The organism is Lysinibacillus sp. K60, from assembly GCF_019731275.1.
Taxonomy (GTDB): domain Bacteria; phylum Bacillota; class Bacilli; order Bacillales_A; family Planococcaceae; genus Lysinibacillus; species Lysinibacillus capsici.
The window spans coordinates 175618-191856 of the sequence record NZ_JAASJR010000002.1 but is presented as its reverse complement, the minus strand read 5'-3'; the positions used below and the strand labels follow the sequence as shown (position 1 = coordinate 191856).

Here is a 16239-nt window from a genome sequence, read left to right as displayed (position 1 = left end):
ATAAAACTTAGATTTTTCAGAAATGTCTATAAATATTTTTTCAGTAAAATATAATCACCATCTCTGCTAAAATATGCTATTATACTTTTAGTATAATGTCCTATTTTTATTAAAGTAAAAATAGAGGAAATATGAACTATAAAAAGGATGATGAATATGCAAAATATCCAACAATTATTCCAGAGCGAAGATGGAAATATCCAACAAAGAGAGAATTTTTTGTCCCTATTAGAGAAAATTGTTTCCTCATTAGATGAATTAAAGAACCCAAATAAGACAACTCTTGGTCCAATGAAAGAGCGATCGGCTAATTTTTATCAAGAGCTTATGCAAGAGCATCAAGTGCCAACAACTGGGATTGGACTAGATCAAGTTGTACAAGAATTGACACATTTAATGCAAGGACACCCTTATCATACACGTAACTTTGTAACAAATGTTTTACCAATGGCAAGTATTCCTGGAGTGTTAGGACAGTTTACAAATGCGCTATTGAATGGCAATAATTTATGGGATGTTTATGGCCCTGCTGCTGCTGAGTGTGAGGTTAAAGTAGTAGCAATGATGTCTAAATTAGTGGGCTATGACTATACAAAAAGTTTTGGCTATACAACGTGGGGTGGACAAGGTGCTGTTTTCAGTGGACTTCGTCTTGCCATTGCAAAACAATTCCCTCAAGCAAAAGAAGATGGTGTTCCTACTAATTTATATTGCTTTGCTTCAGAGAATGCCCATTACAGTCTTTTAAAATCAGTAGAAGCAGTGGGTATCGGCAGTAAACATTTAGTGCGGGTAAAAGCGGGTAAAGATCATTCGATGGATGTGGAAGACTTACGTGTACGTATGACAGAAGTCATCGAAAATGGCGGTATTCCTGTTTATGTAGTAGCGACAACAGGTGCTACTGATCAATTTGGTATTGATGATATCCAAGCCATCAAAGAAGTCACAACAACCCTTGAGAAGAAATACAACTTACAACCAGTACATATTCATGCTGATTCGGCTTTAGGTGGTTTTTATGCCTTCTTCAATGATTATGATTATAATAAAAATCCACTCCAATTCGAGGCAGAGGTTTTACAAGGATTAGCACAAATCCATGAACGTATGCAACATTTAGCCATTGCGGATAGCCTATGCTTTGACTTCCAAAAGCTTGGTCAAACTCCTTATTTAACTAGTCTATTCTTAATTAAGGAAGGTAAAAGTTTACAGCTACTAGATATTGAGGACTTTGATACGCCATATGTAGGCAATCGTGGTTATGGCTCTTATCATACTGGCTATACATTAGAATGCTCTCGTATGGGTAGCTCCATTGCAATTTTTGCTGCATTGCAGGCATTCGGTAAGGAAGGCTATCAACAGCTATTAGCTAATTATGTACGTGTGAACTTAGCATTCCGTGCTCAATTAGCTGAAAAAACACCAATGCTACAGGTGGTTAATGAATCCAATATTGGGCCAGTCACAGCGTTCCGTTTATATCCAGACGGCATGAATTGGCAAGCTGAACAAGCTGGTCACTATACACAAGACCAATTAGAACACATAAACGGTATCAATGCTTCATTCTTTGAAATTATTGGAGAAGGTCGAGACGAAGTATTCTTTGGTGACACAACGCGCGTTTGCACGGTTAGTACTAGTGATACTACACAGCAAGTACCAGTTGCAGCGGCAAAGTTTTTCTCTATCTCACCTTATACAGAGACAGAACATATCTCTAATATGATTCATTTCTTACAGCAAAAGCTTAAAGTACTGGAGGCGTCACACATTGCGTATCGTCAGTAAATTTAAGAGTTCTTTACTCTACAAATATATTGCCAGTTTCACCATTCCAATAGCGATTATTTCCTTGCTCTTTAGTATTGTGTTATTTGCCGTTTCTTACCGCATTATTGACAATTTTGTTATTAAACAATTTGAATCTACTTTAGAGATTACATCGACCACGATTTTTGAAGATATTGAGAAAAATGATGTAAAAGCAGCGGATAATGGTAGCCCTGATAAATACAAAAAGCTTTTGGATCAATTGAATGCAACGGTTAAAAAATATGATATAGAAAACGCCTATGTCCTTTCTAAAGCAAACGGTAAGGAGCATATCGTCGCACTAAGTAATACCGACAATCATCAGCAAGATTATGTATTTAGTGAAAAAATGCATGAAGCCGTAGCATCTGGCAACACACAAACAAGCGATATTTACAAGGATGAGTATGGTATCCATAAATCCATTTTTATCCCATTTAAAGATACAGATATTATTTTCGGCTTAGATATGGATGCTTCCTTCATTTCTAAGCTACAAACGGAAACACTTTGGATTTGTATTATTTTAACGATTGTCTTTGTAATTTTTGGTATAATCGTTGCTTACTTTATTAGTGTGGGCATTACAAAGCCAATTAAAAAAATGACGCGCTATGTTGGTCAAGTTGCACAGGGTGATTTAGCTGTCGAACCACTTCAAATAAAAGGTTCCAATGAAATCGCCCAGCTTTCATCAGGCATTGAAAACATGACGGAAGATTTGCGTTCGTTAATTACACAAATCGCTCAAAATGCTGAACAAGTGGCCGCAATGTCGGAGGAATTAACAGCAAGCTCCGAACAGACAAGTGCATCCATTCAGCAAATTACCTCTTCTATGCAAGAGGTGGCAGCGGGTTCAGAAAAGCAAACCTCTTCGATTGAAGAAGTGGATAGTCATATTACAACCATCTCTAACAAAATGTCAGAGGTAGTGACAAGTGTAACCGATGTTACAGATAAGGCATTCCAAGCATCTGCTATATCAGAAAAGGGCAACACTACGATACAAGATGCTACTGAAAAAATGGCCGTAACATCTCAGGCTATTCAAGAGTCAGCAGCTGTAGTAGAACGTTTAAGCACATATACAAATGAAATTGGGGATATTGTGACATTGATTACCCAAATTACGGATCAAACGAATTTGCTTGCATTAAATGCTTCGATTGAGGCAGCGCGTGCAGGTGAACACGGTAAAGGCTTTGCTGTTGTGGCGGAGGAAGTCCGTAAATTAGCCGATCAATCTTTAGAGGCTACTAACAGTATCCGTACACGTATTGAAACGATTAAAGAGGAATCTGCACAAGCTGTCAAATCAATGGCTATCAGTAGCAGTAATCTTGCCGAAAGCTCAACAACATTCAATGCATCTGGCGAGGCATTTGCTGATATCTATGCCCACGTCACAGCACTTACAAAGGAAATGGACCATGTCAATAACGTGATGTCCAATATCAATGAAGGTGTTAGCAGTATCGCTAGTTCCGTTGAACAAGTGGGAGTTGTAGCTGTACAAGCTTCAGGCAATATTCAAAACGTAGCAGCTGCCTCTGAGGAGCAATCTGCAAGTATCGAAGAAATAACAGCTTCCTCTAATAACTTAGCTGAAATGGCTCAACAGCTCCGCAGTATCATTCAAAAATTCCAGTTATAAAATATAACAAATCCGCTATGCCCATTTTCGGCATAGCGGATTCTTCTTTCTAAACTCTCCTACCAAAATGGTAAAGGTTTAGGCAATAATACTTTTCACAACTTTTGAAATAACGGCACCTTCAGCCTGACCTGTCAGCAATGGTTTTGCAATTTTCATGGCCTCTCCCATGTTCATTCCTTTTCCAACACCCGCTGCCACTAATTTGTCTGCAATTTCTTCTTCTGATAATTGCTTTGGTAAAAAGGATTTCAAAAGTGTCAATTTGGCTTCCTCTTTTTCAATTAGGTCTTCTCGCCCAGCCGTTTGTGCTCCTTCTAAAGCCTGATTTGTTTGTTTGACCTCTCGATTAATAATAGCCATTTCTTCCTCAGCTGTTAAAGCCTCTCCCTTTTCTTTTTCAGCTGAATCTAATGCTGATTTTAAAAGAGATAATACACCCTTCGCTAATGTATCTTTTTCTCTCATTGCCGTTTTTAATTGTTCAAATACTTCTGTTTTTAACAATGATCTCACTCCTTCTAACCGTCTATATCAAAAAAATTATATCATAAAAATCACGAAGGATTATAGTTCGTTGCGTCTGCTAACTTTACTTTATAGTGTAATATTCCCTTTAACTCGCCTTCATAAGTAAAAATGCCTTGCTGAATTAATTGGCGTAGACGATAGTCAATCCATTCAACCTCTCTCAATTCTTCCATATGCCCCAGTACCTCTCCAATTAACCTAGCGGCAACTTGGTAATGAGTTTCCTCTTGTTCTTCCTGTAAACGTTTAGCACAGGCAATGATAAAGTCATCCTCTCTATCCTCATTATTATTGCCCCAAAGTTCATGATATTTCCATGTATGTATGCAATTGTAATCATCCATTAACAGATTTAGCCCTTCTTTGCATAGGGAGTGCCTCAATGCTTCTTTTAATGGCCTTCCTTGGAAGTGTTCATAAAAGTAAAGCAAATCCTCTGTGCTGACCTCTCCAGTCGATCTTGGATAATGATCCTCTGCTAACTGTGGTAAAGTATATAACTCATGAAATAACTGAAAAGTATCTAATACATAGATAGCATTTGTTTTCTGTTCGAGCATCCCCAAAACGAGTCGAAGTCCTATTTGCTCATGAGCATTTTGACAAGTCCAAATCATTATATCCTGATGAGGGGGGGACATTTTTAATTTTCTCTATTGCTTCCTTCATCTCCCGCTCACATATAATCAATCCATCGTCTTCTATTGTATAGCGCTGTTCCAACCATTGATAACGTGCTTCAATCCCGTCCCATGTATGTACATTTTTCAAAGGACCAACAGAAAAATTACCTGGCACAACAATGATCTCCTCGGACTTAGCATAGTCAGGATTACGAAAGGCTGCTTTCATGTTCCCCCCAGGTGAATGACCGAATACAATATGCACCGTTTGTACCTTTGAAGGATCCCGCTCCTCAGCCTGCTGTAATAAAAACTGTAACATGCTGTCTCTTGACTGTTCATTTATTAAAGTTAAAAAAGCATCGACTTCGCATCAGCTTCACTCAATCGTTGTATTGACTGTTTTAGTTGGTTGATCTTCTCCATCATCTGTACTCCTTTATTTAAAAACACCTAACCTTATCATACCTTTTTATTACCTCAAATTGCTAATTTAGTTAGTTTTATAAAATGATAGGCTATTACTATTGCTAGTGAATTCTTTAATCTGGGCGGTGGTTCACTTACTTTGAGCGGCTTTCTTACTCTTTGGAGCGGGGGCTCACTTCTTTTGAGCGGCTTTCTCACTATTTGGAGCAGGCCAATATATGAACTATTTTCTTCAGCACTAAAAACACTCATTTTCCTATAAAAAAACATACTACCCGTAGTAGCCCAACTACGACGGTAGTATGTTACTTAATCAACATTCGTTAAAAATATCTTTCCTTTTTTAGTTCCCTCAACAGCATAAATTGCCTTATGGATATCCAATAATGGAAAATGAGCATGTACATTCATCATTTTTAAGGAGCCATCCTGTACAAGGTGTATAAGTTGTTGCATCGTTTGTTGCCATTTTTCAATTGACGTCTGACGTTGCCAATGGCGTAAATGAAACATCCTAGCTTGTACCTTTGCTTCCTTCACAATATATGTCCAATTTACCTGAATACCTGATAAAAGACCAATAGCTAAAAAAATACCCTCGGGCTTTACGCAGAAGGCAAGCTGATTGCCTGCCTCTCCACCAATCGAATCAATTGCTGCTTCTGCTCCCTTACCATTTGTTATTGCCATAACCGTTTCGTAAAGTGGCATTTGAGAGGTATCAATGACAAAAGCTGCCCCAAGTTGCAGTAATTCTTCAGTACGCTGATTACTTCGTGTCACAGCAATAAGTTGATAGCCTAGCAATTTCGCAAGTTGAGCATAGAGATGTCCAATGGCAGAACCACAAGCATTTACTAATAAGACATCGTTTGATTGTAAATTAAGTACCTCTGAGCATGTTACGAAGGCTGTAATTGGATTAATATACATTTGTGCTGCTGTAAAATCATCCATAGTGTCAGGAATAGTCACTGCAAAATCTACTTGCGTTTTCACTACTTCCTGCCAAGTTCCCTCTCCCCGTAACGGCAATACGCGCTGACCAATAATCTTCGGTGAAACAAGCGGTCCAACAGCTTCTATTATTCCTACTCCCTCATAGCCAGGTATAGTTGGTAAAGTGATTCTATGAGCATATTTCCCCCATATTGGGATTAAATCTGAGGGATTAATTGGTCTGGCTAGCATACGAACAAGAATTTCTTGACCTTGAGGAGGCTCGATTGTTTTATTCTCTAGCCTTATTACCTCTTGCGGATTTCCAAATTCATAGATTTTTAGGCATTTTACTTTCAACGATTCTAGCTCCTTTATTCATTCCGTATAAAACAACATCATACCAGGAGCATCTATTTCACGTTCCCTAAATCCAAGCTTCTGATAGAAAGGTTGTTTACCTTTAGCACAAAATAATTGAACCCATTTTATATTTTCTTTCTGACATTGCTCTAAAAGAGCATCCATCACCATTGTGCCAACACCTTTTCGTTGATAATCAGGGTGCACCATCACATCACAGATAAATGTTTGATAGATACCATCAGAGATAATACGTCCATAACCAATTAGATTTTCTTCATCATATATAGATGTACTGAACCAGCTATTACAAATAGCCTTGTATAATTGTTCATACGTATACAGCCCTTTTGCATTCCAACCAGTTGTTTGGTGCAATGCTTTATACGAGTCTATCGTTGGATTTGTTTCTTTGATTATATACATATAACACCCTCCTTATTTTGAATAAATATACAAAATAACATATATTTAATCAACGATAAGTTTATGATGTCAAAGTTGCAGAAGCGTTAATTGACCTTCTTCATCCATATTTAATTGTAAAGCTTCATCTATTTCAATACTAATCGGGCTGATTACTGCTTTCTTATCAGAAAAATACCAAAGACGTCCACTCGGTCCTAAAAGGATATTGGCTCCGTCTTCATAGTTCCCTAGAAAATTAAGGCTATCTAGTTGAATTTCCTTGTTAGCTATAGGATTAATAGCATACTTCTTTAACTTTTCAGCAATTGTCTGAATGTCATCTGACGTTAAATTGATTTCTCCAATATGTAACACTTGCTCTACAGAAAAATTAACTTCAGCATGTTTTGGATTTATTTCCTGTCTTGCAATAAGCTCCACTATATTGCCTTCAGGATCGTAGAAATAGCATGCATATGCTTTTAAAAATTCAAAATAGACTTCATCCTGCCCCTCTGAATCCAGCAAGCCTACATGCTCATTTGCCCAAATCTTTGCCTGTTGAAATAAGTTACTAGGAATATTTAATGCAAAATGATACTGCTTTGGCATTTTAGAAGGAATCTTCTCAAATGTCATCCTGCTTTCCCCCACGACTATTGTAAAATAATCAGCTGTTCTTTCTAACAAAGTAAAGCCTAACAGATCAACATAAAACTGCTCCATTTTTTGCATATCATGGACATATAATTTTACCTTCGTAATCTTCATCTTTAAACACCCCTTTACACCCCCTACTATACAAGCAGCTGATAAGAATGGCTTCATGCAAAAGAATGAAGTTTACTTTCGTATAGTTAAAGCAGCTCTCGGTCTCCCCTGCTATTTGGCTGCGATATCACAAGGAATTCTACATCTTCTTGTGAATCGTTTCGCATTTGATGTGGTACATTGGGAGGTACTTCAATTCCCTCAAGTTGCTTTAACTCAATTCTTTGGTCATTCAGTTCTATTGTAGCGGTGCCTGAAAGAACAAAGAAAAACTGCTGTGCATGATGGTGATAATGATTTACCTCAGCTGTTTGAGCAGGCATCCTCTCATGTATCACACTAAGCTCCTTATTTTGTACAAGATGCCAGCCATCACACTGTGCTCCCCATTGATAGTGTTGTGCTAATGCCTTGTTAATTTTCATTCTTACTCTTCCTTTCCTGTGAAAATTCAAATACTTTAGAGGAGGAATGTCCATGATTCTTGTTAATTTCACTCATTCAATCAATTCAGCTAAGCTAATTTTCCTTTTTTGAAAATCTGCACCGATATTCTGTAACTCAGCTTCTAACTTTAAGGCACCTGCTTCAACTCCCCTATAAATTATTAGCGGTGGCTGTTCTAAAGCCTTTCTCGCTTGTGAATAATCATAAGATAATAATTTTTTTAGCAACAATAATGTCTTTAGTTTATCTTCTCCTTCCCCAGTAATAGTTAATTCATAGTACGCTATCGAACTTTCTTCAGGCAACATTTCTTCTAAACAAGGTGGAATCAGTACACTTTCAAGGAACAAAATTAAATTGTCATAAGCCATTGAAAAATGCCAACTGCCTGTCCCATGAGGAGCGGTAAAAACAGCTGTATCCCCTCTTGATAGATCCAGACAATAGGGATCGCCTTCATCTGTTGCGATGACTAAATAATCATGTGGCCAATCCACAATCACCTCTTCTGTCACCGGATTATAATTATAGCCCTCCTGCCCTCGTTTTAAATCTCTTGCGCTATAGATCATTAGATTAATATAATCACCTGTAGCCCATGTGACCCTTTCAACAACATAATGTCTCAAAAAATAAAGATACTCTGCTGGCAATGACCACCCACCATCCACAAATTGGCTAATATCCTCTTCTGATTGATGAGAAAAAACCATGGGATAGGCTGACTCCCGCTCCTGAATCTCATCGATAAAATCACGCATTTGCTCTAATACTGCATCGAGTTTCTTTTCTAAATCTTTCAATGGCATTCTCTCCTTTTAATGACCAAGTGTCTTTCTTGCATTTTAACATACCCCATTATTAACCAAATAAGGGGAACATGTTATAATCATTAAAATAGACTGATAGTAGGCATAACGTAAACAAAAATAACGGATGGGAGCGATCTGTCATGCAACATATGAATGAACAGACAATACAGCCAGCCAACACGGAATTTTTGAAAGCACTTCGCTATTTAGATTATGGTAAGGTAACACAAGGGGAAGCATGTCTCAAACAAGCCACTCATTTAGCAAATCTGCTAAATGACCATATCACATTTATTCGTGCTGCCATTTGTTATGGAGAGTTGCTATGGCACGCTGAAAAATATGATGCCTCCGATCTTTGGTTACAGCTGGCACTTGATCGATTGACTGTAGTACAGCAAGATTTAAATGATTTACTAGATGTGGATGTGCAACGAGCTCGATCCCTACTAAACCACCGACGACATCCATTATAAGGAGCAAGCAATCTTGAAATTACTTATTAGACGTCCAGAACAATCGGACATCCAGACGTTACACGAATTCTTTGATCTTGTCATTCGGGATACTTATAAAAAAGAAGGAATTGCAGAGCTAGTGGACGATCAACAGCATGAATGGGAAACGAAAAAACAGTACGTAGCAATGGACTTAGAGAGCCAGGGGGAAAAAAGATTTTTCTGGTTAGCTTTGAATGAAGAAACCAATGAAATAATAGGCACTATCGAATGTGGTCAAGCCAACGAAATCATCCAACAAACGATCAAAGAGAATCTATTCAATTGTCTAGAAATCGGTACCGTTTTTGTTCATCCTGACTATCAAAATCGTGGGATTGGCACCGTGCTACTGCAAAAAATGCTCCTGACGTTAGAAAATCGAAGGGTTCCTAGTTTTTGTTTAGATAGTGGATATAAACAAGCGCAAATGGTCTGGCAGAAGAAATTTGGACAGCCTGATATTGTCCTTGAAAACTATTGGGGAACAAATAATCACCATATGATATGGAAGCGAACACTACCATTCCGATTATAGAAGGAAAAAATGCTCTATCAGATAACACAAAATCTCTATGTAAATAACAAATCATTAGTCAATAACATGCTTTATGCATACAATATAAAACACTTTCCAAAAGATTTACAGGGTCGTTATTAGGAAATATACTCAAGCTTCGTGGTTTAGGGTATGACAAATTACAATGAATACTCAGTGTGACTTCCAGCTTTCATGCGTTACCATCTGATGAAAATCATCCTAATAAAAATTTATGGGACTCTTGATTAAGTGGGATAAAACTCTAAAAAAGACTTTGGGTCAGTATGATGATTGGTAAGCAATAAAGAGATTATAAATGCTAATACTTATTATGTTTGGAGGGGAATGAAATGTTAAAATTCATTGATGATTTAGCTGGTGCGGTTTTCGATGTTTTTATGTTGTTTTGTTATTTCTTTGCAGGCGTAATAATTGTAGGAGTCCCCATTTTTTTACTAGCTAAGTTTTTCCTATTGTTTCATTAAATTTCAAACAGGTTGGTCCCACTTTGAAAGGAATCACTATAAACAGTGATTCCTTTTATGATTAACGAATACGCTCCATAATAGGCAAAATATTTTGTTGCTTGTTCTCTGGTATTTATGAACGCTATTATTTAATAAATTTATCATAGAAACGTTTGAGCATCGTTGCCATCTGTTGTCTTGTGAGTGTATCTGTAGGGTTCATACACTTGCCATCTCCTCGTATAACGCCCTCTTCAATGGCCCATTCCCAATCTTCTTTATGTGTTGGTGATACCACAGCATTTGATTGTAATTCTGCTTTCCCAACTAACAACTCTTTCATTTCAGTAAGTTCCTGTTTTAGTTGCTTATTTTCTTTCTTTAATTCTTCATACTGAGACAATGATATTTCCTTCTTATTTGTATCTGTGAACCAGGATAAAGACTTAGATCCATTTAATTGGTTTAAATCTACAGTTCCTTTAATCCCTGCTACAATCCCTTTGTCTGTGTACTGCCATAAGTCACAAGCAAAGTTTGGCTTTAGTCCAGGTGAACTAGAGCCACTATAGCGAGGAATCCACAAGAAATCATAATGTTTAACGGTATCCATCAGATAAGGTTTGTAAAAATGATGGCCTGTATATAGTCCGACTTTTACAGCCTTACTTTTTAAATAATCTATAAACACCTGTGTGCCTTGTACGATATTTTGGACACTAGCACCAAAGCTTTCTTCGATATCTACAACATAAAATAGTGGATTATAGTTTTTTGCTCTGTTATAGAAATCTTTTGCTTGTTCCAATGCCTCAGTACCATTTTTAAAGGTAACATAAATATAAACGCCAAAAGGTACCTTGTACTTAATACAAGCTTCTATATTTTGAATGTATTTACGGTCAATTGTGCTTGTACCATATTGAGTGCGGATTATAGCCAAATCAACATCTTTATAAGCTTCAGACCAATCAATATCTCCTTGATGATGTGAAATGTCTATGATATAACTCATTCAATTGTCCCCTCCCTAAAAAATAGTAAATAAATTGTGGATAGAAGCGAACCCATTGCTTCAAGCATTATTTAGAATCATTCATTAAAATAATAGTTATGTAGATTATTCTAGTCCTTATAGGTTCTTTATTTAGTGGTCAGATAATTGTTAAATAATAAAGAGGGAGCACTTTTCACAGAGTGTTCGTTAGTCGAATTAGCTAAAAAATTAGCGACTTTATGTCATATATTTACTTTGTAATTAAGTGCTAATTCATCCCCAGGTAACCCTCTTATTCCCCAATTATGTTTAGGCGTTTCAAAAATTGTAATTTCAACATCTTGAGGTGAAATATTTAATTGGTTATTTATGCGTTCAAATAGTAGCTTCACTAATTGTTTTTTAGCTTGAATCGTTCTACCTTCAAACATACTAATTTCTATTATTGTATAGGATTCAGTTCTTTCACTTGCAAAATAAAAATCCTCTTTGTCCATAGGAAAAAAGCGATGAAATTTCTTATCTAGTGGATATTCAAGTGCGTCTACCATACAAGAATGGATAATATTCGATAATGTTTCCTTAATGGGATTTAACCTTCCGTTAACACCATAAATTTTAATTTGTCCCAACGACCTCTCACCTTTCTTGACTTACTAATCTAAACTCAACTACCAAATACTGTTCTATAACCATATTATAAAAATACTTCAACATGACCATCAAGCTAATTCCTATGCTTGATTTCATTTAAACAATCACTCAATCTATTCATGAAACAAATATGAACTATTTAAACCAACAATCCCAAAGTAATAACTCTACTTAACTGTGACTATAATAACTGCAATTCGCTGCAAGCTCAGGTAGAAACAGTTATCCAAATAGTACACATTCTGTTGTTCCAATCTGGTAAAGAAATAGATATAAAATATATTATTGTTGCTGACAAACTAACATTTGAAGTAGTGGGTGCCTATATACCTTAAAGCTCCAGGAAATGAAAGAGAGAGTGAGCGAAACTCAGGACATACTGTTGCTTCGTTAGTTTCTACACCACTACATTTAAATAAATGAAAAGGAAGAATCTTGAATTACCAAAAATTAACTACTCGATTTTAAATGAGCACCTCATCTTTACTATTCAATTTCAAAAATGACCCAAACTTTATATCTACCTTCAATACTATTTTCTGTATAAACTCTACACTCTTTTATAGAAGCTAATCTAAAAGCAAGCGAATAGGCTATTTTGTAATCTGGTGTATCATATCCGTTATAAATTCTTCCATATATTTCATTTGCAATTGAATCTGCCCAGGTGTCAGCTTCATATAGAGTATCGAAAAGTATTTCTTCTCTGTTCCATTTAATAGTCATGTCATAAACTCCTACGTAGTAATAGAAATAATCTAGATAAATGTATTGTTAGGGATTTGAATTCCATATTTCAAAGCAAGTAGCTACGGATCGTTTCGTAAAATCTTTAAATTGCACTTTACAAAAAATATGATTTTTCCAAAAATTGAAGGGATTGCAATTACAAAGGGATATTAATATAAAATTATATGAAAGCACTATAAAATTATTTCTAATATTGAGAAAAGGTGGAAGTAATATGATTTCAATATACAAATCATTCATATTAGCGGTGGTAATAGGGTTATACGTATATATAGCCAGTAAAAGTGAAAATAGTGTGCTTCTAAATTTTGTCACACTTTATATTATAATTTCAATAGTTTATTTATTATTTAGAAAAATTGAAAAAGAGTAGGGAAAGATAACTTCATTATAAGTAGGAGATTCGAGACCTTTGAAAAGAATCACAGTAAACTATTTAAAAAGAAAGCAAGTGATAGTAGCCAAAACAAAAATGCCCTGGTACACAATAAAATCAAGTAACTGGGCATTACTATTACTAATTACTACGTTGTGTATCATTTTTTACGACATAATTTTCTTCAATAGTTGCAAAAAAATCAGTCACTTTTAAAAATTATTTCCCCTGTTTCCTCTATCCTAATAAGTATAGGTTTATTTTCACCTGTTCCAATTTCAATACATTGACAATTAAATACATCTCTAACTAGTGCTACATGATATTCTTCATAACTACCATCGTCAAGTTCTAACCCGTTATCAGAGTCGTAGAAAGTGTCGATTTCACAAATACTAGTCTCTCCATCTTTCCACATAATTTCTAATCTCGGCTTTGATATCCCATACTCCAGCAGCTTTAAAACTGCATTATCATAAATCATTTTCCCACTTCCCCTTTTCTTAAGGTGCAGATGGAACAATATGAGCGTCTGCTTTACTATTATGTATTATACCATTTTGAGTAGTTAAATAATGGTTGGTTTTGGAATCAAAGTAATCACCAAATTTTCTTCCGAAGTTCCTCTTTATTTACATTTATCATATTACCTTTTCCAGCATAATTTTCAATAAGCTCGCAGAAATGCTCATTATATTTTTTCTTTATGTCCTAATATGTCATGTTTATTTTCTGAACACGGTGGCATGAAGGTGGAAGAAAACATTGAAGACCACCCATAACAGAGTGGTCTTAATTGGCAAATTTCTAAACATCATTTCCATGAATAATTCAGGATTTTTATCAAATTCTTTTATTAATTTATGACTTCTTTAAAGCCTATTCGATGTATGATAAGACGATAGCCAGCGTATCCTTCTTCGTCTAGAAACTCCTCAAATTCTCCGTAGACAATTATAGGTGTATTGTTTTTATAAGCGTTCTGCATGTTTCTAATAATTTTTTCTTTCACGTCAGGGTTAGCACTCTGAAAGTGACAATTTATAAGCTCGGAGTATTTACTTAGATAAAAAGATAGAGTGCCATCACTATGTTTTTCGAGTCCATCTGGAGGATTACCGGCTGTCCACAATAAAGTTTTACGCATTGCATAGTAAGCTTTCTCCATTCCTAGTTCTGTAAGCATTACATTTATATATGTATCTTGATCCTCAAAAGTAGAGTCCAGCTCCAACGTATCAAGACGTATTTCTCCTACGTTGTCATAATTTTCAAAACTAGAATCTTCTCCGTCTAAAATGTCCGACTCTTTAAGTTCTACTACAGTTGATTGATTTTCTCCGATAGCAGTATACTCAGGTGGTGGTGTCATATAATCTGAGCCGCCTCGTTCCTCTATTCTTTCTTTCGCTGCCTCCAGGCTGTCCTCACTGAACATAGACTCTACCAGTTCTTGCGTATGAATTTCCTTTTCAACTTCGCCCATAGACTGTTCTTCTGTCTCTGAACTACATCCTGCAATAATTACAAATAAAAGTGCGACAATTGTTATAATAACGCTTCGTATTTTCATATTACATACTCCTCCCTCTAGTTCAATTTTGTTAGAACCCTTTTAATAATACCTCAAATAAAGTTTATTTGGATAACTATTTCCATTTATTATAAAAGCTCAACCTCCAAACTAGGTCAATATTTACTAATTATAAAAAGGGATTTAACGTTTTTTATATAGTGTTTCTTTTCTATAAAATGCATTAATATTAGACTACTCCTCAGCCTTGCTATAAGTATGATAAGGGAAAGTTTAGGATCCCTCAGGTGCTGCACCCCAAAAATTAGAGTTTAAAAATCTAATCTTTGGGGTGTTTTCATATGGAAAAATATAGCGATGAATTTAAAATAATTGATGTTATAGAATATTTAAAAGGTACTTTAGGCTATAAATTATTAGCCATTAAATTTGGTATTCCTGTCGTTTTGTTACGCCGAACGACTCAAAAACAACTCGTAATGGAGATGACAGACGGTATTGCTAAATTTATAAATCTGTCTCAACTAAACCAGCATTGTATCTAGTATGAGAAAATACCATTGGCTGGATCATAACTTTTTTCAACAACTTTGTTTTATAAACGTTAAAGCTACAGGTAATAGTTTTAAGCAATAGCTAGTTTTATTCCATCTATCTACTTTCGTTTTCAAATACTCCGTCCATCACACCTAAATGAATACAAAAAAACCACTCATTACGGAGTGGTCTTCTTACGAATTATTAAGCTCTCGTTTGCCATCCATGTACCACAAAATCAATACTACACCATAGAAAATGTAAGATTTTCACTTTCTTTCATTGGAGTTTAACAACACTTCTTTCTTTATGTATGGCTCTCTGAAAAACAAAAATAACGGTAATGCCAGCGATAAACCAACTGTAAACAAAGTTAATAGACATATCCACTTTTCTTTAATGTTATACTTTCTTGACTCATTAAACATAAAGATTATAAAAACAAAGCATGAAATAAAAAAGTCAACAGCAAAGAAGGTCGATATCGAGTTTGCAAATAATAAATCTATTAATAACCCTAAATCAAATCCGTTTTCGTTCAAGAATTGCCACAAAAAATAATACGGAAATACTGTGCCGATAATCGCAAATAACAAGTACACTTTTCTCATTTAAATTAATCTTCCCCTCTCTATGATTTTAAACATACCTCATAAAAAATTAATTTAAATACATATTTCCTTTAACCAGTTATAGAAATGTGCAGGACGCTCAATAGGAGGAGGTTTTTCTATAGATGATTGAATAGGCTTAACTTTTAAAGCCTCTACAGTCTTGTTAAATGCTCCTACGAATACTGCTATAAATGTACTAGTAATCGTTAATGTCGTAATATCACGGATGATATTAATTAAAAGTCCTTAGCATTCACGAAGACACGTACATCGTTCATTTTTATAGCTAAGATACATTTGTGAAGTTGGTCTTTCAATTCATCAACTGATGGCAATGAGTGCATGAAATCGAACTGCATCATTTGGTACTCGTTCATGTACTCCTTTTTCTTTTCAGCTTGCTAAGCTAATTTACTGCCAAGAATCATAATATTATATGCTTTTTACCTTAAAAGAACTAGATGGTTG

The 16239-nt window shown here is 35.5% G+C and carries 21 protein-coding genes; 6 read left to right on the top strand and 15 right to left on the bottom strand.

What is annotated here, in order from left to right:
* The first annotated feature begins 156 nt into the window (after positions 1-156).
* Together HCH28_RS04745 and HCH28_RS04740 are read left to right on the top strand one after the other, a co-directional pair.
* A complete protein-coding gene (locus HCH28_RS04745) occupies positions 157-1800 on the top strand; it encodes a pyridoxal phosphate-dependent decarboxylase family protein (RefSeq protein WP_221680052.1) in 1644 nt (547 codons plus the stop codon).
* The gene (locus tag HCH28_RS04740) at positions 1784-3481 is read left to right on the top strand and encodes a methyl-accepting chemotaxis protein (protein WP_221680050.1); all 1698 of its coding nucleotides are present in this window, start codon (positions 1784-1786) and stop codon (positions 3479-3481) included. Before HCH28_RS04745 ends, HCH28_RS04740 begins: the two co-directional genes overlap by 17 nt.
* A 78-nt stretch (positions 3482-3559) precedes the next feature.
* Here the strand turns inward: HCH28_RS04740 and HCH28_RS04735 are convergent, their stop codons facing one another.
* From HCH28_RS04735 to HCH28_RS04705, 8 genes are all read right to left on the bottom strand, one after another.
* Complete coding sequence (locus HCH28_RS04735; RefSeq protein ID WP_202341256.1) at positions 3560-3988, bottom strand: GatB/YqeY domain-containing protein; 429 nt, start codon at positions 3986-3988, stop codon at positions 3560-3562.
* 50 nt (positions 3989-4038) lie between these two features.
* Positions 4039-4629: a DUF1835 domain-containing protein gene (locus tag HCH28_RS24920; protein WP_255600692.1), complete on the bottom strand. Its 591-nt coding sequence runs from the start codon at positions 4627-4629 to the stop codon at positions 4039-4041.
* Positions 4601-4957, bottom strand: coding sequence for a DUF1835 domain-containing protein (locus tag HCH28_RS24915; protein ID WP_255600690.1), 357 nt, complete (start codon positions 4955-4957; stop codon positions 4601-4603). Before HCH28_RS24915 ends, HCH28_RS24920 begins: the two co-directional genes overlap by 29 nt.
* Before the next feature lie 416 nt (positions 4958-5373).
* Entirely contained in the window at positions 5374-6363 is a 990-nt protein-coding gene (locus HCH28_RS04725) for a zinc-dependent alcohol dehydrogenase family protein (protein WP_221680048.1), read from the bottom strand.
* A gap of 18 nt (positions 6364-6381) precedes the next feature.
* Positions 6382-6792, bottom strand: coding sequence for a GNAT family N-acetyltransferase (locus tag HCH28_RS04720; protein ID WP_221680046.1), 411 nt, complete (start codon positions 6790-6792; stop codon positions 6382-6384).
* A 69-nt stretch (positions 6793-6861) separates the two neighbouring features.
* Positions 6862-7545 carry a VOC family protein gene (locus HCH28_RS04715; RefSeq protein ID WP_221680044.1) on the bottom strand — a complete coding sequence of 228 codons (684 nt, stop codon included), beginning with the start codon at positions 7543-7545 and terminating at the stop codon, positions 6862-6864.
* A gap of 86 nt (positions 7546-7631) precedes the next feature.
* Positions 7632-7970: a cupin domain-containing protein gene (locus tag HCH28_RS04710; protein ID WP_004226984.1), complete on the bottom strand. Its 339-nt coding sequence runs from the start codon at positions 7968-7970 to the stop codon at positions 7632-7634.
* Between the two features lie 72 nt (positions 7971-8042).
* Positions 8043-8795, bottom strand: coding sequence for an SMI1/KNR4 family protein (locus HCH28_RS04705; protein WP_221680043.1), 753 nt, complete (start codon positions 8793-8795; stop codon positions 8043-8045).
* A 149-nt stretch (positions 8796-8944) separates the two neighbouring features.
* Here HCH28_RS04705 and HCH28_RS04700 point away from each other — a divergent pair, with 149 nt between their 5' ends.
* The 3 genes from HCH28_RS04700 (at position 8945) to HCH28_RS24910 (ending at position 10327) form a co-directional block, all read left to right on the top strand.
* Positions 8945-9280, top strand: a complete 336-nt coding sequence (locus tag HCH28_RS04700) for a hypothetical protein (protein ID WP_221680042.1) — start codon at positions 8945-8947, stop codon at positions 9278-9280.
* A 13-nt stretch (positions 9281-9293) separates the two neighbouring features.
* Positions 9294-9839, top strand: a complete 546-nt coding sequence (locus HCH28_RS04695; protein WP_255600686.1) for a GNAT family N-acetyltransferase — start codon at positions 9294-9296, stop codon at positions 9837-9839.
* Between the two features lie 353 nt (positions 9840-10192).
* Positions 10193-10327, top strand: coding sequence for a hypothetical protein (locus HCH28_RS24910; protein WP_004226973.1), 135 nt, complete (start codon positions 10193-10195; stop codon positions 10325-10327).
* A 127-nt stretch (positions 10328-10454) separates the two neighbouring features.
* Here HCH28_RS24910 and HCH28_RS04690 read toward each other — a convergent pair whose 3' ends face one another.
* From HCH28_RS04690 to HCH28_RS04665, 6 genes are all read right to left on the bottom strand, one after another.
* Entirely contained in the window at positions 10455-11324 is an 870-nt protein-coding gene (locus HCH28_RS04690) for a GH25 family lysozyme (RefSeq protein ID WP_221680041.1), read from the bottom strand.
* 224 nt (positions 11325-11548) lie between these two features.
* A complete protein-coding gene (locus HCH28_RS04685; protein ID WP_004226969.1) occupies positions 11549-11938 on the bottom strand; it encodes a tautomerase family protein in 390 nt (129 codons plus the stop codon).
* A gap of 508 nt (positions 11939-12446) precedes the next feature.
* Positions 12447-12686: a hypothetical protein gene (locus HCH28_RS04680; protein ID WP_036076270.1), complete on the bottom strand. Its 240-nt coding sequence runs from the start codon at positions 12684-12686 to the stop codon at positions 12447-12449.
* A 602-nt stretch (positions 12687-13288) separates the two neighbouring features.
* A complete protein-coding gene (locus HCH28_RS04675) occupies positions 13289-13570 on the bottom strand; it encodes a hypothetical protein (RefSeq protein WP_004226963.1) in 282 nt (93 codons plus the stop codon).
* A gap of 19 nt (positions 13571-13589) precedes the next feature.
* Positions 13590-13718 (bottom strand): polymorphic toxin type 50 domain-containing protein, encoded by a 129-nt coding sequence (locus tag HCH28_RS25385; protein WP_081456915.1) that lies wholly within the window; start codon positions 13716-13718, stop codon positions 13590-13592.
* Between the two features lie 224 nt (positions 13719-13942).
* Positions 13943-14659: a hypothetical protein gene (locus HCH28_RS04665; protein ID WP_221680040.1), complete on the bottom strand. Its 717-nt coding sequence runs from the start codon at positions 14657-14659 to the stop codon at positions 13943-13945.
* Between the two features lie 302 nt (positions 14660-14961).
* Between HCH28_RS04665 and HCH28_RS04660 the strand changes: the two genes are divergently transcribed.
* Positions 14962-15165: a hypothetical protein gene (locus HCH28_RS04660; RefSeq protein ID WP_221680039.1), complete on the top strand. Its 204-nt coding sequence runs from the start codon at positions 14962-14964 to the stop codon at positions 15163-15165.
* Between the two features lie 261 nt (positions 15166-15426).
* Here the strand turns inward: HCH28_RS04660 and HCH28_RS04655 are convergent, their stop codons facing one another.
* Positions 15427-15768, bottom strand: a complete 342-nt coding sequence (locus HCH28_RS04655; protein ID WP_009373792.1) for a DUF2834 domain-containing protein — start codon at positions 15766-15768, stop codon at positions 15427-15429.
* Positions 15769-16239: the final 471 nt, after the last annotated feature.

Coding starts and splice junctions, on each gene's coding strand:
- HCH28_RS04700 (WP_221680042.1), top strand. CDS start 8,945: ATGCAACATATGAATGAACAGACAATACAGCCAGCCAACACGGAATTT.
- HCH28_RS24920 (WP_255600692.1), bottom strand. CDS start 4,629: ATGATTTGGACTTGTCAAAATGCTCATGAGCAAATAGGACTTCGACTC.
- HCH28_RS04690 (WP_221680041.1), bottom strand. CDS start 11,324: ATGAGTTATATCATAGACATTTCACATCATCAAGGAGATATTGATTGG.
- HCH28_RS04710 (WP_004226984.1), bottom strand. CDS start 7,970: ATGAAAATTAACAAGGCATTAGCACAACACTATCAATGGGGAGCACAG.
- HCH28_RS04720 (WP_221680046.1), bottom strand. CDS start 6,792: ATGTATATAATCAAAGAAACAAATCCAACGATAGACTCGTATAAAGCA.
- HCH28_RS24915 (WP_255600690.1), bottom strand. CDS start 4,957: ATGTTACAGTTTTTATTACAGCAGGCTGAGGAGCGGGATCCTTCAAAG.
- HCH28_RS04675 (WP_004226963.1), bottom strand. CDS start 13,570: ATGATTTATGATAATGCAGTTTTAAAGCTGCTGGAGTATGGGATATCA.
- HCH28_RS04680 (WP_036076270.1), bottom strand. CDS start 12,686: ATGACTATTAAATGGAACAGAGAAGAAATACTTTTCGATACTCTATAT.
- HCH28_RS24910 (WP_004226973.1), top strand. CDS start 10,193: ATGTTAAAATTCATTGATGATTTAGCTGGTGCGGTTTTCGATGTTTTT.
- HCH28_RS04665 (WP_221680040.1), bottom strand. CDS start 14,659: ATGAAAATACGAAGCGTTATTATAACAATTGTCGCACTTTTATTTGTA.
- HCH28_RS04660 (WP_221680039.1), top strand. CDS start 14,962: ATGGAAAAATATAGCGATGAATTTAAAATAATTGATGTTATAGAATAT.
- HCH28_RS04655 (WP_009373792.1), bottom strand. CDS start 15,768: ATGAGAAAAGTGTACTTGTTATTTGCGATTATCGGCACAGTATTTCCG.
- HCH28_RS04745 (WP_221680052.1), top strand. CDS start 157: ATGCAAAATATCCAACAATTATTCCAGAGCGAAGATGGAAATATCCAA.
- HCH28_RS04715 (WP_221680044.1), bottom strand. CDS start 7,545: ATGAAGATTACGAAGGTAAAATTATATGTCCATGATATGCAAAAAATG.